The organism is Bacillus sp. JCM 19034 (genome assembly GCF_001310635.1).
Lineage (GTDB): Bacteria > Bacillota > Bacilli > Bacillales > Bacillaceae_D > Halalkalibacter.
This window is the reverse complement of the sequence record NZ_BAXR01000004.1, coordinates 213443-233311: the sequence shown is the minus strand read 5'-3', so window position 1 is coordinate 233311 and position 19869 is coordinate 213443. Positions and strand designations below refer to the sequence as shown.

General features: G+C 38.9%; 20 protein-coding genes and 4 pseudogenes. 18 read left to right on the top strand and 6 right to left on the bottom strand.

The features are described from left to right. Positions 1–173: 173 nt before the first annotated feature. The 8 genes from cdaA to JCM19034_RS09455 all read left to right on the top strand — a co-directional run bounded on the left by cdaA (position 174) and on the right by JCM19034_RS09455 (position 7564). The gene (gene cdaA / locus JCM19034_RS09480; RefSeq protein ID WP_231686892.1) at positions 174–1001 is read left to right on the top strand and encodes a diadenylate cyclase CdaA; all 828 of its coding nucleotides are present in this window, start codon (positions 174–176) and stop codon (positions 999–1001) included. Further along, complete coding sequence (locus JCM19034_RS23090; protein WP_231686891.1) at positions 994–1353, top strand: YbbR-like domain-containing protein; 360 nt, start codon at positions 994–996, stop codon at positions 1351–1353. The genes cdaA and JCM19034_RS23090 overlap by 8 nt, the downstream gene beginning before the upstream one ends. 53 nt (positions 1354–1406) lie before the next feature. Next, a complete protein-coding gene (locus JCM19034_RS23085; RefSeq protein ID WP_231686895.1) occupies positions 1407–1577 on the top strand; it encodes a CdaR family protein in 171 nt (56 codons plus the stop codon). An 83-nt stretch (positions 1578–1660) separates the two neighbouring features. Next, positions 1661–2227: a YbbR-like domain-containing protein gene (locus tag JCM19034_RS23080; RefSeq protein WP_231686890.1), complete on the top strand. Its 567-nt coding sequence runs from the start codon at positions 1661–1663 to the stop codon at positions 2225–2227. A 26-nt stretch (positions 2228–2253) separates the two neighbouring features. Next, complete coding sequence (gene glmM / locus JCM19034_RS09470; RefSeq protein ID WP_062049190.1) at positions 2254–3600, top strand: phosphoglucosamine mutase; 1347 nt, start codon at positions 2254–2256, stop codon at positions 3598–3600. A gap of 392 nt (positions 3601–3992) precedes the next feature. Beyond that, positions 3993–5792, top strand: coding sequence for a glutamine--fructose-6-phosphate transaminase (isomerizing) (glmS, locus tag JCM19034_RS09465; RefSeq protein ID WP_062049188.1), 1800 nt, complete (start codon positions 3993–3995; stop codon positions 5790–5792). 548 nt (positions 5793–6340) lie between these two features. After that, entirely contained in the window at positions 6341–6730 is a 390-nt protein-coding gene (locus JCM19034_RS09460; protein ID WP_062049186.1) for a hypothetical protein, read from the top strand. A gap of 564 nt (positions 6731–7294) precedes the next feature. Beyond that, positions 7295–7564 carry an N-6 DNA methylase gene (locus JCM19034_RS09455; protein WP_062049184.1) on the top strand — a complete coding sequence of 90 codons (270 nt, stop codon included), beginning with the start codon at positions 7295–7297 and terminating at the stop codon, positions 7562–7564. 604 nt (positions 7565–8168) lie between these two features. On the opposite strand, the gene JCM19034_RS09450 is transcribed toward JCM19034_RS09455, so the two are convergent. Both JCM19034_RS09450 and JCM19034_RS24050 read right to left on the bottom strand, forming a co-directional pair. Beyond that, positions 8169–8633 (bottom strand): hypothetical protein, encoded by a 465-nt coding sequence (locus JCM19034_RS09450; protein WP_062049182.1) that lies wholly within the window; start codon positions 8631–8633, stop codon positions 8169–8171. A gap of 466 nt (positions 8634–9099) precedes the next feature. Further along, a pseudogene (locus tag JCM19034_RS24050) lies at positions 9100–9510 on the bottom strand (N-acetyltransferase family protein); the annotation flags it as partial. Positions 9511–9945: 435 nt separating this feature from the next. On the opposite strand from JCM19034_RS24050, the gene JCM19034_RS09440 reads away from it, so the two are divergent. Beyond that, a complete protein-coding gene (locus JCM19034_RS09440) occupies positions 9946–10569 on the top strand; it encodes a CGNR zinc finger domain-containing protein (RefSeq protein ID WP_062049180.1) in 624 nt (207 codons plus the stop codon). Between the two features lie 276 nt (positions 10570–10845). Here JCM19034_RS09440 and JCM19034_RS09435 read toward each other — a convergent pair whose 3' ends face one another. After that, positions 10846–11076, bottom strand: a complete 231-nt coding sequence (locus JCM19034_RS09435) for a helix-turn-helix domain-containing protein (protein ID WP_062049178.1) — start codon at positions 11074–11076, stop codon at positions 10846–10848. Positions 11077–11441: 365 nt separating this feature from the next. Here JCM19034_RS09435 and JCM19034_RS24810 point away from each other — a divergent pair, with 365 nt between their 5' ends. Further along, positions 11442–11600 carry a transposase gene (locus tag JCM19034_RS24810; protein WP_370621868.1) on the top strand — a complete coding sequence of 53 codons (159 nt, stop codon included), beginning with the start codon at positions 11442–11444 and terminating at the stop codon, positions 11598–11600. 314 nt (positions 11601–11914) lie between these two features. On the opposite strand, the gene JCM19034_RS09430 is transcribed toward JCM19034_RS24810, so the two are convergent. Next, the gene (locus JCM19034_RS09430; RefSeq protein ID WP_062049176.1) at positions 11915–12397 is read right to left on the bottom strand and encodes a DUF6022 family protein; all 483 of its coding nucleotides are present in this window, start codon (positions 12395–12397) and stop codon (positions 11915–11917) included. Between the two features lie 136 nt (positions 12398–12533). Between JCM19034_RS09430 and JCM19034_RS09425 the strand changes: the two genes are divergently transcribed. Together JCM19034_RS09425 and JCM19034_RS21735 are read left to right on the top strand one after the other, a co-directional pair. Further along, positions 12534–13211: a MerR family DNA-binding transcriptional regulator gene (locus JCM19034_RS09425; RefSeq protein WP_062049174.1), complete on the top strand. Its 678-nt coding sequence runs from the start codon at positions 12534–12536 to the stop codon at positions 13209–13211. A gap of 626 nt (positions 13212–13837) precedes the next feature. Then, positions 13838–14002, top strand: a complete 165-nt coding sequence (locus JCM19034_RS21735; protein ID WP_156323933.1) for a hypothetical protein — start codon at positions 13838–13840, stop codon at positions 14000–14002. 314 nt (positions 14003–14316) lie between these two features. On the opposite strand, the gene JCM19034_RS09420 is transcribed toward JCM19034_RS21735, so the two are convergent. Both JCM19034_RS09420 and JCM19034_RS09415 read right to left on the bottom strand, forming a co-directional pair. Beyond that, positions 14317–14754 carry a DUF2703 domain-containing protein gene (locus tag JCM19034_RS09420; RefSeq protein ID WP_269431682.1) on the bottom strand — a complete coding sequence of 146 codons (438 nt, stop codon included), beginning with the start codon at positions 14752–14754 and terminating at the stop codon, positions 14317–14319. Between the two features lie 158 nt (positions 14755–14912). Beyond that, positions 14913–15377, bottom strand: coding sequence for a MarR family winged helix-turn-helix transcriptional regulator (locus JCM19034_RS09415; protein ID WP_062049170.1), 465 nt, complete (start codon positions 15375–15377; stop codon positions 14913–14915). Positions 15378–15485: 108 nt separating this feature from the next. Between JCM19034_RS09415 and JCM19034_RS24805 the strand changes: the two are divergent. From JCM19034_RS24805 to JCM19034_RS09390, 6 genes and pseudogenes are all read left to right on the top strand, one after another. Further along, positions 15486–15792: pseudogene (locus tag JCM19034_RS24805) on the top strand (heteromeric transposase endonuclease subunit TnsA); the annotation flags it as partial. Between the two features lie 168 nt (positions 15793–15960). Then, complete coding sequence (locus tag JCM19034_RS09410; protein WP_062049168.1) at positions 15961–16545, top strand: TetR/AcrR family transcriptional regulator; 585 nt, start codon at positions 15961–15963, stop codon at positions 16543–16545. A 56-nt stretch (positions 16546–16601) separates the two neighbouring features. Continuing rightward, positions 16602–17775: pseudogene (locus tag JCM19034_RS09405) on the top strand (MFS transporter). 87 nt (positions 17776–17862) lie between these two features. Further along, a pseudogene (locus tag JCM19034_RS09400) lies at positions 17863–18410 on the top strand (NADPH-dependent FMN reductase). Between the two features lie 476 nt (positions 18411–18886). After that, a complete protein-coding gene (locus JCM19034_RS09395) occupies positions 18887–19417 on the top strand; it encodes a TetR/AcrR family transcriptional regulator (protein ID WP_062049166.1) in 531 nt (176 codons plus the stop codon). 86 nt (positions 19418–19503) lie between these two features. Then, the gene (locus tag JCM19034_RS09390; RefSeq protein WP_062049164.1) at positions 19504–19869 is read left to right on the top strand and encodes a hypothetical protein; all 366 of its coding nucleotides are present in this window, start codon (positions 19504–19506) and stop codon (positions 19867–19869) included.

Genomic DNA, 19869 nt, shown 5'->3' with positions numbered 1-19869 from the left:
CTTTTTTGAGTAATCAAATAAATGAAGTGTTAGGTGTGATTACACAGCAAGGGTGTGCAAAATTAAGGTAGTTTCTTATAATTGATGAGGACAATTCATATACTAGGCTAAATTGGAGGTTTTTGTGATATAATGGACAACAGTTGATTTCACGTATGTTTGGAGGCCGAGCTGTGTTTTCTGCATTAGGGGATATTCGTTTGCTCAACTATGTTGGTCAAATTGTAGATATATTACTTGTAACATTCGTCGTTTATAAATTAATTATGCTTATACGCGGGACCAAAGCTGTGCAATTGTTGAAAGGGATTACGGTCATTTTACTCGTATGGTTCCTGAGCCGCTTTTTTGGTCTTCGTACGTTAGAATTCATAATGAATCAGACAGTCATTTATGGTGTTTTGGCAATTATTATTATCTTTCAGCCAGAACTCAGACGTGCATTAGAGCAATTGGGGCGAGGGCGTTTCTTTTCAAGTCGTGCTATTCCAGAGCAGGAGGAGATGAAGAAATCCATTGATGCGATTATTAAAGCAACTGTCTATATGGCAAAACGCCGGATTGGTGCATTAATGTCAATCGAGCGTGAGACAGGCATGAATGATTATGTTGAGACAGGCATTAAAATGAATGCTCAGTTGTCGCCAGAGCTGCTAATTAATACGTTTATACCGAATACACCATTACATGACGGTGCAGTTGTATTAAAAGGGGATTCGATTTTAGCTGCAGCTTGTTATTTACCTTTATCAGAGAACCCTTTTATCTCGAAAGAATTAGGGACAAGACACCGTGCTGCACTTGGAGTAAGTGAGGTAACTGATTGTTTAACGATCATTGTTTCAGAGGAAACGGGGGCAATGTCGTTAACGAAAAATGGTGAATTGCATCGCGATATTGATGAAAAGGAGTTAAGAGAGCTATTAGAAAAAGAATTATTGATGGAAGGGAAACCTACAACCGCTTCACGTTGGCAGTGGGGAGGAAAGAATAATGGATAAGCTTTTTAACAATCATTGGTTTGTCAAATTCATCGCATTTTTCATTGCACTCATGTTATTTACGATGGTTAACATTGATGATATGACAAATCAAAGTGGTTTACTTCCTACGAATCAAAAAACGTATACGTTGGAAGAGGTTGAGCTAACGGTCCTTTACAATGATGAAGTTTATGAATTAATTGACTATCCAGAGCATGTGCAAGTGACTTTAAAGGGACCACAAACATCCATCACGCTATTTCAGTTAGCCAGGGGGTCCTTTGAAATAGTAGCTGATTTGTCTGATCACGGAGAGGGAACACATACTGTTAATGTTGAACATAGGGCTTTCCTAATGATTTATCGGTAACGGTTGACCCTCAATATGTCCGAGTCCAGCTTCAGGAAAAACAAACCGTCTCCATACCGGTTCAGGTTGAGTTTTTAAATGAGGGAGATGTAAAAGAAGGTTATTCATTAGGGACACCGATTGTCTCACCGGTGAATGTCGAGGTGACAGCGGCAAGAGATCAAGTGGCCGAATTGAAGCATGCCCGTGCTTATATTGATGTAAGCGAGCTGATGAAACGATAGAAGATGCTGCGCCTATTCAATTATTTGATGAGAATGGAAACCAGCTTACATTAGAGGTTGAGCCGGCTGTTGTTGACATTACGGTGCCTGTAACGAGCCCGAATAAGACGGTTCCAACGAGGGTAACTCGAGTAGGTGATTTACCGGAAGGAATGAGTATCGATGAGCTTGAAATTGAACCAGAAGAAGTAACGATATACGGGCCGCTAGACGTTATTGATAGCATTAATGTAATAAGTGTTGGTGAGCTTGATTTAAGTGAGCTAGAAGGTAGTGATACAATCGAAATGGAGATTGCTCTACCTAGTGGAGTTGAACGAATTTCACCAGAAGTTGCAACGATACATGTAAGTTTGGCTATTGAAGAGGAAGAAGAGTTTGAAGATATTCCAATTGATTTGATTGGTAAAGGTGACGACGATGATGTCATATTTGTGGAAGATCCCGAGCCGACTACAGCAGTTATAGCTAAAGGAGCAGCTGAGCTGTTAGAGCGTATGACTGCTGAAGATATTCAAGCATTTATTGATGTGAGCCAGTTATCACAAGGCGAGCATGATGTTGAAATACAAATTAATGGACCGCCTCATATTCGGTTTCAGTTAATGGATGAAACGATTCCAGTTCAAATACAACTCAAATCTGAGTGATGATTTTTTGAAGGAGAGAATAATTCATGGGTAAATATTTTGGTACAGATGGTGTAAGAGGTGTAGCGAATAGTGAATTAACACCGGAGCTCGCTTTTAAGTTAGGGCGTATGGGTGGATATGTGTTAACGAAAGAAGAGGAGAAGCCACGTGTTATTATTGGACGTGATACACGTATATCCGGAGAAATGTTGGAAAGTGCACTAGTTGCTGGGCTTCTTTCCATTGGTGCTGAAGTAATGCGTTTAGGGGTTATTTCAACCCCTGGTGTTGCATATTTAACCAAGGCACTTAGTGCGAGTGCTGGAGTTATGATTTCAGCTTCTCACAATCCTGTTCCTGACAATGGTATTAAGTTCTTTGGACCAGATGGCTTTAAATTGCTAGATCAACAGGAGGAGGAGATTGAGCGCCTTTTAGATCAAGAGGATGAACTACCTCGTCCAGTCGGGGGGCAACTTGGGCAAACGACTGATTACTTCGAAGGGGTTCAGAAATATTTACAGTTTCTAAAGCAAACGGTTCAAGAGGATTTTACGGGAATTCATGTAGCACTTGATTGTGCAAATGGAGCAGCCTCGTCATTAGCACCACATTTATTTGCTGACTTAGAGGCAGATATTTCAACAATGGGAGCAACTCCAAATGGAACTAATATAAACGAAGGCTGTGGATCAACCCATCCGGAAGCGCTAGCCCAATTTGTGTTAGAAAAAGAAGCACATATCGGACTAGCATTTGACGGAGATGCTGATCGTTTAATTGCCATTGATGAAAAAGGGCAAATCGTTGATGGCGATAAAATCATGTACATATGTGCTAAATATATGAAAGCACAAGGATGGCTAAACCATGGGACTGTCGTATCGACAGTTATGAGTAACCTCGGTTTTTATAAAGGATTAGAGGAAATTGGTATTGAAGCAAAACAAACAGCTGTCGGTGATCGCTACGTTATGGAAGAAATGCGTAAAGGCGGTTATAACCTTGGTGGTGAACAATCTGGTCATATTATTTTCTTAGATTATATTACGACAGGTGATGGTTTGCTAACGGCCGTTCAGCTTGTGAACATTATAAAGGCTACTGGTAGAAAATTATCTGATTTAGCAGAGGAAATGGAAACTTTCCCACAAGAGCTCGTCAATATTCGTGTATCAGATAAAAATGCCGTGATGGAAAACGTTGAAGTACGAAACGTGATTGAGCAAGTTGAAGAAGAAATGCGAGGAGAGGGACGAGTACTCGTTCGCCCATCGGGGACAGAGCCTCTCGTTCGAGTAATGGTTGAGGCTAAGACAGAAGAGCTTTGTTCAACCTATGTTAATCAAATCGCTGAAGTTGTAAAAGAAGAGCTAGGACTTGATGAATAAGATTTCAATATGCATAAGCTGCACCGAAAGGCGGGCTTATGCATATTTTGTTAGTAGGTAGCGAAAAGTTACCTCGTACAATTTATTATTGACGATTTTGGAACATTAAGGTATGATGTTCCGTGAGTCAATAACAGGAAGGGGGATTGTAAGGTTATTTACGAAAGCGCCAGGGCTACACGAGCGAATGTGTAGTTGACGAGGAGAGGGTTTATCGATTGTTCGGCGGATGCCTCCGGTTGTAGCATGACAGCCGCTAAGCTTCTGTAAAAACAGAGAGGCAACTCTTTGGACAAAATCAGAAGCAACATGCCTTCTAAATAATAAAAAAAGAGAGTGGGGGCAAGTATGCCTCCAAGCTGCTTGCCTTCACAATAGGAGGTAGCTACAACATGTGTGGAATTGTTGGTTATATCGGAAATGAAGAGGCAAAGGAAATTTTATTACGAGGGCTAGAGAAATTAGAGTATCGCGGTTATGATTCAGCTGGGATTGCTCTAAGCAATGATCAAGGTGTGCAAGTTTACAAGGAAAAAGGACGCATTGCAACATTACGCGATACAGTTGATCAATCTGCACACGGCACGGTAGGGATTGGTCATACTCGTTGGGCTACACATGGTGTACCGAGTAAATTGAATGCACACCCACACCAAAGTGATACGGCACGATTTACACTTGTTCATAACGGAGTCATTGAAAATTATGAACAGCTCAAACGTGAGCATATAGAAGTTGAATTGAAAAGTGACACGGATACAGAGGTTATCGTTCAGCTCGTTGAGAAATTTGTCAACCAAGGTCTACAAGTTGAAGAAGCGTTCCGTACGACACTTTCATTGTTAAAAGGCTCTTACGCGATTGCTTTATTAGATAAAGAGGACGCTGACGTTGTTTATGTTGGGAAAAACAAAAGCCCGCTTCTTATTGGTGTAAGTGAAAATGCGAATGTTATTGCTTCAGATGCAATGGCGATGCTACAAGTAACAGATCAGTTCGTTGAGATTATGGATGAAGAGATCGTGCTCGTACGTCGTGATGGCATTACGATTAAAACATTGGACGGAACAGCTGTCACGCGTGCTTCATATACAGCTGAATTAGATGCAAGTGATATTGAAAAAGGCACGTATCCGCATTTTATGCTTAAAGAAATTGATGAACAGCCGTTTGTCATTCGTAATATTATTCAAAAATATCAAAACGAAGACGGAACCGTTCGTCTTGATGATAACGTTCGCCAAGCGATGAGTAACGCCGACCGCATTTATATTATTGCTGCTGGAACGAGTTATCATGCTGGTTTAGTCGGTAAACAGTTAATTGAACGAATTGCCAAACGTCCAGTAGAAGTGCATATTGCAAGCGAATTTCTTTATAATATGCCGCTTCTTTCCGAGAACCCACTCTTTATTTTTATCTCACAAAGTGGAGAAACAGCAGACCTACGCGGTGTGTTAGTTGAGATAAAAGAAAAAGGCTATCAAGCTTTAACAATTACGAATGTACCAGGTTCGACGCTTTCGCGTGAAGCAGATTTCACCCTTCATACGTATGCAGGTCCTGAAATTGCAGTTGCTTCTACGAAGGCATATACCGCACAAATGGCGGTCTTTGCACTTCTTGCAGTTGATACAGCAAATGCTAGAGGAATTGAGCTTTCATTTGATCCATTACAGGAGCTGGCGATCGTCGCAAATGCGATGGAAACATTATGTGGCCAAAAAGACCAGTTAGAGCAAATTGCTCGCGATTATTTGCTGACAACACCTAACTGCTTCTTCATCGGTCGTGCTGCTGACTACTTTGTTTGCTTAGAAGGAGCCTTAAAACTTAAGGAAATCTCCTACATCCAAGCAGAAGGCTTCGCTGGTGGTGAGCTCAAGCACGGAACGATCGCCCTTATTGAAGATGGTACGCCAGTTGTCGCTGTGGCAACACAAGAACACGTAAACTTAAGCATCCGCGGTAACGTCAAAGAAGTGGCAGCACGTGGTGCGAACCCTTGTATCATTAGTATGGAAGGGTTGAATCAAGAAGGAGACGCGTTTGTTTTACCAAGCGTCCATCCATTACTAACAGCACTTGTTACAGTTATTCCGTTACAGCTTATCTCTTACTATGCTGCCTTGCATCGAGGTTGTGATGTTGATAAGCCGAGGAATTTGGCGAAGAGTGTGACGGTGGAGTAGGGTTAAGGAAATTTAGTTGTAGGGGTGTCTCTCTGCAATTAAGTTCTCCCCTATGTAATTCAAGTTCGTGCCTGCTGTAAATAAGTTGGTATCTGAACGGGGGAGAAGGCGGGAGCCGACAACTATATATGTAGACTCATAAGAATCGGGAAACGTACCGTTGGTACGACTTCTCGGTTCTTTTTTATTTCAATCTTGACCATTTCATCAAACGTTTGAATAAAAGCAGAAGGATGTCATAATTTTTTCTCCATTTTTTCGTGCTAAGTTAATCTTTAACAAAAATTTTCTCCAATTCTTCGTGCTATTTTTATTTTCTAATAAGGGAATGTGCAAGAAGTACCGTTGGTACGAAACCTGTAGAATCAAGAATTAAAGGGGGTTCGACAGGGGTACGACATCCAAGCTATTGTAGAAAGTTATTTTCCTTTGTAAGATAAATACATAAGCAGTAGATGATTCCCCTAAAGGATGTGCTAATCCTACTTCTTCAAGCACTCCCATCTGACGCTTAATCAAACTAAACCCCATATAAAGGAGACCTCGAAATGAACAAATTACAATTACAATCAGCAATTACCCAATCTAAGAATCTTGAAAGCAGTATCCGAATCTTTGTAAGTGAATCCTATCACTACAGTCTTAATGACACATTTAACAAGCCGTTAAGATTAGCTACAACTCTCTTATCAAACGTTATTCCGCTTAAATATTTGGCAAAAGAGTATTTTTATAATCCTGAATTATATAAGCAATTTGATGATATCTCTGATCAAATCTTCCATCATATAGATATGATTGAGGAAGCATTACAGGAGATATTAGAATTAGGCTTGCATAACGAAGAGGAATTTAAGCATGTGTACAGTCAGTTTAATTTCACCCGTAACTTGTATTGTGAGTTATTGGCTGAGGTATATGAAGAAGAAGCAATCTAAAAAAGAGAAAAGAATCGGGGAGCGTACCAACGGTACGCCATTCGGTTCTTTTTTTGTGATAAAAGGGAGTGGAAAAAAGCGGGAGATTTTAAAAAGCGTGATAGAAAGGTTTGAGAAAATAGGGGATAAGTTGTGAATAAGGTAAAGAAAAAGAGAAGGGAAGACGGCGATGTCAACACAATATACACAAAATTAGGGATAAGGTTAGAGGAAAAGCATGAAGAAGAGTTAGATATCAACAAGTTATAAACAAGATAGGAAAATAGTGTGAAGAAAAGCCTGTAAAAAACACCTGATCAAACATCTTTTTACCTTAATCCTTACTCCTACTATGGAAGAACTTAATTACATTTTCGTCTTCCTTTCTGTTCCGTTTTCGGTACATTTTTAACCCGATAGGGTGGTTTTTGAGGAAGAACTTGAATTACAGAATAGAGATAAGGTTTAAGGGTGAGAAAGAGTGTAAAGGTAAGTGGGAGAAGGGATTTAGGGGGATAGAAGGGAAGGAAAAGCGGGGAAGAACTTAATTTCAATGAGACAAGGGGTAAACGGTAAAATTCCCTATTGCCAGAGCATATCGACAAAATAGTTGAAACATATCAATATCGAAAAGAAGATGACAAAAAATACTCTCGACGTGTATCTATGGAAGAAATTGAAAAGAATAAATTCAACTTAAACATTTCACGATATGTTAGCACGGCTGCGGAAGAAGAAATTATTGACCTTGCAGGTGTAAAAAAGAGTTTGGATACAATAGAAGATACTATTAGCAAGGCTAAGGCTAAGCATAATCAGTTCTTAAAAGAGCTTGGATTGCCTGAGTTACCTTAAAGCGAAATGATAATGCAATATAATTTCTTTACAATCTAATGGTTTTATATATAAATAAATACTTCTTATAATATAAAATTAGAGTTCTAAAACCTTCTTGTTCAAGTAAAATTTCATCATGTTAATTAAGGATTAAGTAATAATCTTCTCAAATCAAGTGCGATTGTTGAGTAACACCATTAGGAAATGATCAAACTTTTTTATAAAATCAAAGCATAGATTCATTGATAAGGAATCCATTTTGATCAAACTTTTCTCAAAATGGATTCTTTTCATTTATCGTAAAGTGCCGTTCGTGAGATATTTTTGATCAAACTTTATTCCAAACCAACATATTTATATGGTGTCTTTAAAAATATGCCATCAAATCGTTTGGTGCAACTGATGGCATAGGTCTTACAAATAAAGATCTCTCATGATTTGGGGTTTTTCCCGATCAAGATAAAGATCGATTTGCTGATTTTAATATGCTATTTCGATGTCGTTTTGTGAAAAGAAGCGGCACTTCACAATAATTGTGAACCAAATCAAATAAATTCGGATAAGCGCCCGACTCCCTTTCCTTACACCGATACTCGGTTAATGATCAAACTTTATGTCAAAGCTACGACTTAATCACTTTTAACATTTGGTGAAGAGCTCCAAGATGATATGCTGAATGGGCCAAAGAAGCTACCACAGTGTCAGATTGTTCATTCCATTCAATAGCGTCAATCGATTCCAAAAGTGTTAAGTATTCATTTCGCAATCCTTCCTGAATTCGGTTCCATTGCTGTTCATCTACTGAATGAATATCCCAGCTCTTTCCCCAATCCATTTCAGGTTGTTTTCCTTTTTTTAAGATTCCATTGATTCCCCAAATGTGATAGCGGACGTGATCAGTATGCGCAGCCAATGTTGTTCCATGAATTGACATGGAGGCTTCGTCGTAAGACATTCTCTCTATTACACCGAAAATTCCTGAATTCGGTTCAACAGTTGTGAACCAAGTTCCTTTTACAGGAACCGGGGGGCCTTCAAAAGTTTCCTTTACCATTGCTTTAACTGAGTTTCTTAATGATTCACTCATCTTAATCCCTCCAATAAATTTTGTTATGCATACATACAGCAGCCAGTTGAATCAAAACGGGTTAGGTCAAATATAGTTGATCCTCACCACCCCCTTTCGTAAAATTTCGTATCCCTACAAAGTCATTTTGTTGCTCGCAAAATCAAGAAGGTAATGGTCAGAAGTTTTGCTCACCTTAATTCTCTCTTTTTCCATTAGTTCGAGATTCAAGTCCGACGATTATCTATAGTCCTTTTTCCTGAAAAAAGCTTTGTAAAAAAAGGTTTTATAAAAAGGGTGCTTATATTTATTTAATGACTCGTATTTCAACCCTCACGATTAATAAATTCAAGTTTTTGTTTTATTTCCTCCACTCGAAATCGATAATAATTCTCATTCATGAAAAACCCTCCTCGGTACGTAGTCGTTTTCCAGAGGAAAGGAATCGGTCTTCACAATTTCAAAAAGCACTACCCTTTCATAAGAATTAGGTTATTTCATACCTCATTATGGGTCTCTTTGGATGACGACGATGGACTTCAATGAAGTTGAGTTCTTGAAACAGCTTTATCTTACCCGTATACAAATCTGCATCAGAGGCTTTGCCTGTAGAATCTTTTGGAAATGCCTCCAATGTTTTAGCACCACGAGCACTTGCGAAATCAATTGCTGCTTTCAATAGCTTCTTGGCACCACCCCGCTTTCGATAGTCTTCGTGTACGAAAAAGCAAAGAATGGACCACACAGGTTTATCATCTACCGGTTTAAAAACATGGGATTGGTCGATTCTTTCACTGAATTCTTCACGCGCTGCAATTGAACACCAACCGACTGGCTGATCCTCTACATATGCTAATAACCCCGGCTTTCGTTCTTCTTCAACAATCTCCTTAAATTCAGCGCGATTTACTGCATTGCTTCTTTTTTAAAAATCTTTATTTCTTACTCGCCAATGCATGCACCAACACCCTTCACAGGCTCCATGTTTACCAAACAATCGTTCCACATCATGCCATCGCTCTGGCGTCAGCGGATGGATTTCAACTTTCATTTTCAGCTTCTCCTTTCAAAAAATCATAATTGAGTTGCCCTTAGTGGGCTATATCCTTTACGAACCGATTTCAAAGACTGTTTATGAACCTTTGCAAAACGACTTCGAATGAAATCAGCACCTTGCTACTCAATGGATATAACCCTCTATAATTATCTTGATGGTTATATTGTGAAGTAGTTGATTCTAACTGTCAATACACTCTATAATGGTTATAAGAGAGAATTTAAAGTTATATTTTCCGACTGTCAAAATACTTACGGTAAAACAAGGAGAAGTCACATGTCTGATCTAAATAAAGATGTACACAAGCATGATTTAGTCGGCGGACGTTTGTGTTTGGATTTTGCCAATACAGTAAGTTGGCACGATAGCAGTGAGAAATCACAGGAGTTGCTGACGAGTTACGAGAAGCTGGTAAACTGGAGTTTGCAAGCCAATATTCTTAAGAAGCGACAATCGATTTCACTATTGAAAAAAGCAGAAAGTCAACCTTCTAAGGCAAAAGAGGTTCTCCTACAAGCTATCGAGCTGCGAGAATCGATTTTCCAAATATTTAGTTCAGTATCAAACAATGAAACACCAGCGTCTAAGGAGCTTTCTATTTTGAATGAAGCCTTAGGCAATGCTTACGGGATGATAAGAATAGTGCCTGGTGAAAATAACTATTCATTGGAATTTTTGAATGGTGAAGAAACATTAGACGGGATGCTTCCACCCATAGTTCAATCTGCAATAGACATTCTTATTTCTGAAAAAGAACTAAGTAGAGTGAAAAAGTGTGAAGGACATCCGTGTGGTTCGCTGTTTTTGGATACAAGCCGCAATCGCAGCAGACGTTGGTGTTCGATGACCGACTGCGGGAATCGTGCAAAAGCAAAGCGGTTTTATCATAATAAAAAGTAGTAGCCTTTACTCAGCTAATACCCTTTTATATCATCAATTAACAATACGGGGTAATGTTATTGATATTCAACAAACAGAGGATTGTGGAACAAATATCAATTTAAACAACTTTATTGTTACATTTATGAAGTGTTATTCAGCAATTGCATTAAAAATTAAACATCTTTATTTTTACACCGCCTTCATTTGAGAACGATGTAATGCGTATTTTCGGCATCAGAATTAAATAACTTTATTGTCATTACACAGAAGTTAGAATACTTAACAAAAAAATAATTAATGAAAAACATAAACGAAGACCTGCTGATGAGAGATAGGCTTCCACAACTTCCTGACTGGCATAGTAGCCTTCCTCAGTCGTTCCTTGTTCTCCAAAGGCTGATCTTCATCCTTTAATAGGTAATCGAGCGAAACCTGGAATAGCCTGCTCATTTTTACCAGTTTTTCTGTTTCCGGAAAGCCTTGACCGTTCTCCATTTCCTTACCTGAAATTGTTTGAACTTTCACACCTCTCAGGTTTCCCTGTTGAGCAGACCTGGAATCTTAATGATTTATTTGCCACAGTGGAGGCTTGGGAAATTGAATTGACCGCCACTTCATTTTTACGGGCGAAAAATCACAATCCGGCAACGGCGGGCATGTGCTAATCCGGGCTACGGATATCGATTCGCTATACCAGCACATGCCTGAAAATTTGCGTCGCACCTATGGCAAAAATTCCGATTAAGTGTCATATTAAGCTCTATGCGGACAGGATTTTGTGCTTCAACTTTTAATCTTTGATAGGCTAGATGATGTAAGCTGTTAGAACTTCAGATTTCCTTGTGGAAAAATCATTCGCATATATTTGGACGTACGACGGGCGCATTGAGATGGATAATAATCCAGCCGAAAATGCCATTCGCCCTAACGTCATAGGGAGAAAAAACTGGCTCTTTTCCGTCAGCGAAGCTGGAGCAAAAGCGAACGCCATTTGTTTAAGTATCGCAGAAACAGCCAAAAGCAACGGAGTGATTTCTACGAGTACTTAAAAAAGCTTTTGACGGATCTACCGAATCTCGGAATCCAGCAAAATCCTGACATCTTGGATCAATACATGCCTTGGTCAAAATTAATTCAGGCAGAATGTCGAAAATAAGCCGCATATCAGATAAAAAATCAGGATATACGGCTATTTGTGATGCGTACCGCTTAGGGGCTCATTTTTTCTATAGTTCGGGCTTACCGACTACCAATAAATAAGACCAAATAAAAAAGGTCAACCAGAAAGATATCTGGCTAACCATAGATTTAAAATCCTTAGATATTATTCTAATGCCACCAGGAGGTAAGTCTCTCAAAACCATTATTTATAGATAGAACGGATCTGGGACCTGATTTCACGTCCATTTGTTGTTTGAAGAGCAAGGAACTTCGGTGGAGAGGGAATGGAGAAACCTGCATGAGAATGCGACATCTCCATTAGAAGTGTACCGATTTCTTCCTCCTGGCTATTTTTTATTGTAATCCAAAATACTCTCTTTTCGTTAGACGGTGTTCCCCATTTTTCTTTTTCAAGAGAATGGCGGAATAGTAGGAAATCAGCAATTACGTAATCATCCTCTTTTATTTCCGCTGTGGAACGGAAGCCTGCCTTCTCTACCTGCCGCCAGGCGGGTACGAGTAACTTTTCAGCATAAATACCGTAAGTACCTTCTTCATACTCCGGAAACAGGGCTTCAAACTCCTCACGGTTGTCTTCAAGGATTTTCTTCCAGTTTGATTCAACATAGGCATTCAGTGCTTTCTCAAGTTCTGTTATGTCCATGTTCTGTTCGATTAAAGTCATTAGTTGGTCCCCTTTCTTTTTTGATTCACCCTAATCGTACAACACTAATGCAAATTGGAAGGTTTGATATAATAAACCCAATATTGTTAATGATTTGTAGGGAAAACTCTGCATATTAAGTGAAGGAGGGGATAAAATGAGTAAGCTTAAGCCTGCCGAGATTGCAGCGAAATTGAATATAAGTACAAATACAATACGTAATTATGAAGCCCGTGGACTCGTTCCTACACCCAGACGGACAGAAAGTGGATACCGTGTTTATTCAGACATTCATCTTCTTTATTTTACATGCATTAAATCGCTATCCGACGGTTTTGGAATAGATGTAGCAGTGAAGGTTATGGAAACCGTCGAGAATAAGAAAATAGATGAAGCACTCTGGATTCTTAACGATGAACTGATTCGTAGAGGTGAGGAAAAGAAGTACGTGATGGAAGCAATCGAACTAATTGAGTACTCGAAAAAGAAATCATCTCTCTGGACCTTAGGAGAAGTCGCAGAAAGAATGAACGTTTCCCGATCAGCTATTAGATACTGGGATAAAGAAGGGTACATACAGGCGATCCGGGATCCGAGAAGCGGCTATCGTAACTTTGACGGGCTTCAATTGGCTAAAATAAGACTCATTAAAGTGGTTAACTACTATATGGATGAACATGCAAAGATGAAGGAGAGGTTCAGGAGCGCAGAGGGAACAGCAGCATGCCAAGAACTTGCTGAAGAGGTTCTAACCTTGCTCAGTATCGGTAATAGAAAACAGTTGAAAGCTATGGCTTCTTTAGAAAAACTCCTTGAAGTAATTAAATATGAATAAGTTGATCGCTTTGCTTCAGTGGACAGGAGTTTATTAGTCTGTTGGGACATGGAGTCTTTGTCCCAACCAATTGAATACATCATAAAAAAGCAGCAGTTGGCGAAAATCCATTTTCTACTTACCATTTTATTAAGTTACCAATATTAATGTATGTCTATACATTCAATACCCGGGTCAGCGTACGATTGGCGTGTTTTTAGCCGTCTCGGGCGTGAGTTTGCTTTTGCTGTTGACCATGACGGTGAAAGGGAAGGAACGGGGAGGGTTTATCATGAAAAAAGTGTTAGTTGCGGATGGTGTTAGAAAACAATAAGATCCTTTGTTTAGAAAATATTTTCATTTCATTTCCTTGTGGAAGTTCAGAGGTGTAAAATGATCAAACTTTATTCCAAACCAACAAGTTGTGTGACTTTTAAAAAAAGTTCTATACTAATATGTATTTTTGGATACAAAAAATTTAAGGATGTTTAGTATGTTGATTCAAAGATAAAGTTTGAACAAAATACTAAATAAATCTTTTGCTCCCCTCTATTCCTAAGAGTAGAGGGATTATTTATTTGGTTAAGATTATTTATTGTATCTATTTAAAAGACTATACCAATTAAAAAAGGAAGGAGAATTGACTCATGATTGGATATTTCCCTCATCCTTATAAAGATGAGGTTATCTATAGCATTATTGCCCGCTATCATCACCATATGAGGAATAAATCAAAGTATTATACATTTGAAGAATTATTCTCAAAAAAAGTCTCTTTAAATACAGAGTATATTAATAACGTCAATTACTAGACTTGTCATAGGATGTATTTCTCAGCTTGTAAAAATTTAAGAAACGGAATAATATTGCCAAGAGTTATTTAGTGAAGTATGACCTTGCAATAAGTTCAAAAAAATTTAGGAGAAAAATCATCGCCAAGCCTTGTTTTTGAGCAATGAAAAGAATCCGTTTTGAAAAAAGACTGTTCAAAATGGATTCTTTTTTGTGATTAGGATTTATTTTTTACAATAGAAATTTGATCATATTTTCTACTTTCTGGTTGTTGCACCAGTCAAGCTTTTCATTAAAACTTGAAGGATTGATCACTATACATATACATATAACCCTATGAACACTCACAATTGTCATTAATGTTTTTTTCGAATGAATCGGTGAAATATTCACGTAATGGTTCTGGTGTTTGATAGATAAATGGAGTTGTATTTTGGGTCTGCTCACTATTCGCATAGGCACGAAGTATAGTGTCCACAATTAATGCAGTTGGTGGGGCATTATACAATGAACCTTCCCACTCCCAAAATCGTTCGCCTAATCCAAAGATATCTCCTTGTGTCGGAAGAACTTCTAAGCCATCAATCCGTATGGAAGGCGATGCCTTAAACTGTAGTTCCTCCGCCTGATTGAGACTTTGGACGATGGTTTTCTTAACCTGGACCACTGTATTTACTTTCTCTAAAACAGGCCGAAGATCCGCGACCATTTGAAGAACTTGATCCTCCACACTCATACAGGTGTTGCAACTCGATACACCACTACGGGACATATCCAACTCAAAAAAGTGGACAATGATGGTACGATTACTATTCTCAGTCGTTGTTGATGAGGATGGAGTGCACCCACAGACACTGATTGTTTTTTCCTTCATAAGACCAACTCCTTATAATATTAGTTGATTGAATCAACTATTTACCAAAAAACTCCCTACTCACCTCCATCCCTATGCACTTGCTGTACCGAATTCTGCAATGCCTGTAAAGAAGCTAGAACAACCTGTCGCATAGTAGGGTCAAGTTGAGTAAGAATCTGTTTATGACGCTCGACAACTTCAGTTTCGATACGGTCAATCAATTCGGTTCCTTGCGGTGTGAGTACGATACAACAAACTCGCTTATCGCCAGGATGAGTTTGACGTATTACATATCCTTTATTACTTAACTTATCAATGACCCTTGTAGCCCCTCCACGGGTCAAATGCAACTTATCCGCAAGTTCGTTCATCGTTACAGTTACATTGCGTTCAGAATCATGTTTGAGATAACTAAGCGTTCGGCATTCAGAAGTTGTAACATCATAACAGCAGAGTTGCTCCTGTTCTTGCAGATGGAATAGGTCACTAAGAGAATATAGGAGTTTCTTTAATTCTTGTGCTTGGGAATGAAGGGTCATAATAATCACCACAAAATAATATAGTTGAATCAATCAACATTATATCACGCATTATATCTTTGTCAAGCTCGCCGACAAGCTGTTTACCACTGCAGTTATTCTCGTGATTTATTACCTATAGAAGAAACAATTATTATTGCAGATGAGCTCGGAGTTAATCATCCTGCTGATTCTAAATCAGGAGGCCCTATTTGTAATGACAACTGGTTTTTACTATATTGGATAGAGGAAAAGGTATGTTTGATATAGAGCGAGAGTATTGGAAACGCAAGGTTATTGATTGGTTCGTTGTTACGGAGGAAGAGATTCCAAAATTAATGGCAAGAAACATTAGCTACATTCATGATTATTATGCATTCAAAGTTATGATGTATCCAAGGAAATGAGTTCACAACATATTGGAGATTTATCTTTAATGTAGAGGGTTCTAAATAATAAACATAGTATATGTTCGTCCAAATCCACTAATAAAGGACATTATTAAGGACAGGATTACATAATGAAGACGCTTGACAATCATCTTGGTAAGGAATATAATTAACGAAAATGTTAGTTATCGATAACTAATAAAAGGGTGATTCATTTGAGCAAAAAAACAGAAAACACTGCCGATAAAATATTATTATCTACCGTTGATCTAATGTCTGATAAGGGATATAAGGCCGTAACGATTAAGGAAATTGCTGCCGCAGCATCCGTAAGTGAAATGACCGTATTTCGGACATTTGGCTCTAAGAAAGCCATATTAGACGCCATTATTGATAATTATTTGTTCTCTGCACCCATTGAACAGATAATCCAAAAGAACATCACGTATGAGTTAGAAACAGATTTATTAATGATCAGTAATTTGTACCATGATGTGCTGAAGAGAAATAAGAAAATTTATTTAATTTCCATAATGGAACGAAAAACAATGCCTGAAATACATTTAAGCGTACACAATAATGCTTTAAAGTTTCTGAAAATCGTCACTGAATATCTTTATGTCATGCAGCAAAAGGGAAAGGTAGTTAAGGGTAACCCTGAAGTCCAAGCATTAACGATCATGAGATATAATTATGGGAAGTTTGTTGCTGGCACGCTACTGGAAGGAATTTCCTCAGCGGTATTAGATGATGACATGGAAGAGGCGATATGCATTATAGCTAAGGGTTTAAAAACTTAATTTTTTTAAACTTTATGTTAGTTATTATTAACTATCAGCGGAGGAGGTTTTGTTGTATGGAACGGTTATGGACAAAATCGTTTATTGGACTGATCTTGACTTTGTTTTTCTTGTGCTTTGGATTTTATTTGCTCCTCCCAACATTACCAATTTACATCAAAGAATTAGGTATCGGCGAATCACAACTTGGATTAATCATCGGAAGTTTTACTTTATCCGCAGTTGTTGCTCGGCCTATTATTGGAGGACTCCTAGATCGTTTCGGCAGGCGCTTCTTTATCATTGCGGGACTTATTATCTTCGCAATAGCTATGTTTCTATATAATTGGGCAAGCGGAATTCTTTTATTGTTTCTTTTGCGAATACTGCATGGCGTCGGGTGGCTATTTCGACCACATCCATTGGAACTTCGATTACCGATGTGATCCCTGATCGTCGCCGAGGTGAAGGAATGGGGTGGTATGGCTTGTCAATGACTGTATCCATGGCCATAGGACCCATTATCGGTGTGTGGATGGTCCAAAGCTACTCTTTTCAATATTTGATTATTGTAGCATTTTGTTTATCTATTGCAGCCATTCTTATTGCCCTGATGACTAAGGTTCCAATCTTACCTTCGGACAACAAAGGAAAAATAGTTTATTTCGATAAATCCATCCTATCCATTTCGGTAGCTATATTCTTCTTGGCTCTTACCTATGGGGCATTACCACTTTCATGCCGCTGTTCGCCGAATCAATTCACGTTAACGCAGGTACTTTCTTTTTGATCTATGCCATTGCGTTGACCATCACCCGCCCTTTTGCAGGGAAGCTTGCGGATCGTTATAACGAAGGATCAATCATTATCCCATCTTTACTCATTACAATCATAGCTCTACTCATCTTGAGTTTATCCAATGAATTACTAGGAGTTATTGTTTCTGCAATTCTGTATGGAATTGGGTTTGGATCAGCACAGCCCACACTTCAAGCAGCCATTCTCAACTTAGTTTCTCCTACGAAAAAAGGAGTGGCTAATGCTTCCTTTTTCACGGCCATGGATTTAGGGATTGGGTTTGGATCAATCATACTCGGTTTGGTTTCTCAGTACTTGGGCTACCCATTTTTATTTACTGTATGTGCTGTTTCCGTCTTCATTTCTTTGTTAATCTTCATAGTTTTTGTTAGACGGACATTACTACGTAGAAAGGAGGAGGATAAAAACGAGAATTTTCATTTGACATCTTAAGTATCTTAAGTAGCCATTTTTTGAATGTAATGTTAGTTATAAATATCTAACATCATTAAATCTAAACCTTACAAGGAGGAAGCGACAATGACAATCACTCATCTACACATTGGAATTATTCTCGGCAGTTCACGCCAGGGAGGGTTAGCCCGCAAGTTGGGAAATGGATCAAGGCAATTGCCGATCAACGCGGGGATGCAACGTATGAAATTGTAGATCTTGTAGACTATAACCTACCGTTTTTTGGAGACCTTACAGGCGAGCAGCAAGTTTCGGCTTGGGCTAGGAAAATATCCAGTTTGGACGGATATGTCTTCGTTACAGCTGAATACAATCACAGCATCACAGGGATATTAAAAAATGCACTTGATTCAGCACGAACGGAATGGTACAACAAAGCGGCCGGTATTGTTAGCTATGGTTCCTCAGGAGGAACACGAGCAGCTGAACATTTACGTGGAATCCTTGCGGAATTACAAGTGGCGGATGTTCGCACACACCCCGCACTAAATTTATTTACAGATTTCGAAAACTATACGGTTTTTAAACCATCAGATTTACACATTGAACATGTGAATGACATGTTGAATCAAGTAATTAGTTGGTCTACCGCATTAAAGTCAGTTCGTAGCTAAAGGGGCACGCTTTGTTATATAAAAGGTAAGAAGCTCTTCCCTATCGATGAGGAAGAGCTTGTGATTTATCCCGTAATTGATATTTGAAATTCACTCAGACGTTGGATGCATATGAAGAAAGGATGACAGAGAGAGAAAGACAACCAGTAAATAATCCAGAGTCGAAAGGCCAGTAAAAGAGAAGCACGGTAGGCATAAAACATGAAAATGAGAGCTCTCTTTAGAAGGAAAGGTTCAAATAGTGTGCGGCAACAAGTCAATGTATCGGGGGACCTCCTGTCTCTTGCCAACGGATTAAAGTAGAAGCTTAATAGCCCTTGTTAAAAAAAGTGGTTAGATTTTATTGATTATTAACGATGAGATGTGTATAATTGTGAATGAATAACTAAAATATTCATTCAATAAATTGAGGAGGTGATTAACCTGAATCAGTCAGATAAACGTCAACTGCTCTTTGATGCAGCGCGTGCTCTTTTTTGGAGCAAGGGTTCAGGAAAACCAATGTCGCGGCGATCACAGAACGTGCGAATGTAGCCGTAGGTACTTTCTATAAGTATTTTACCTCCAAGGAACAAATTTTCTATGAGGTTTATCAGGCTGAAAATGAAAAGGCCAAACGGGAGATTGTAGTCCGAATCGACACTGATCAACCCCCGAAGGAAGTGGTGAAACAGTTTTTGCAAGAGATTATTCGCACGAGTGAACAGAACGTGATCTTGGCCGAATGGTACCGCAATACGGAGGCAAGCCAAGTGCTCAAGAACTACAATCAAGAATGTGACGTTAAAAAAAACAGCTTCGTATATCGATTTTTGCTAGACAATATTGAACGTTGGCGGTCTTTTGGACAATTTCGTCGGGATATCGATGTTGACACGACACTGGCACTGTTCAATGTTTTAGTCCTCTTAGATAACCATAAGGAAGAAGTCGGTCATGAGCATTATCCGCAGGTGCTGGAGTTATTAGCGGAGATGGTTGTTGACGGGCTGACTGCGTCATCGTAAAAAACGCCACCTGAAGCGTGGCGAATTCTTTTGATTTATAGTGAATGAATACTAATTATATTCATTCGGGAAAAGGGGGTACTGACATGCAAAAAAAAACGAACAAAAATATGCACAAAAAAGGAGGACGTTCAATGGGTCTGCAAATTTTGGGCTGGTCGATGGTGGTGATTGGAGCGGTCATTGCCATTTGGGGCTTTTATGAGTTTCCGGCAAGCGAATGGTTTGGGATAGGTTTCCTTAATTACGTCGTCAGTGGCATGGTACTAATTGCAGGTGGGTTGGCCCTTCTTAAGGTCTCTGCTCTGATGACCGTTGCCGCAATCATTATTGCATCACTGCTTTTAGCCGTTTATATATGGAATATGCAATTGGACTTCTTTTCCGCACTGCTCAGTTATGTCTTGACTGCAGCTCTTACGACCTGGTTGGTGAGTTTGCTGCTTAGGTAA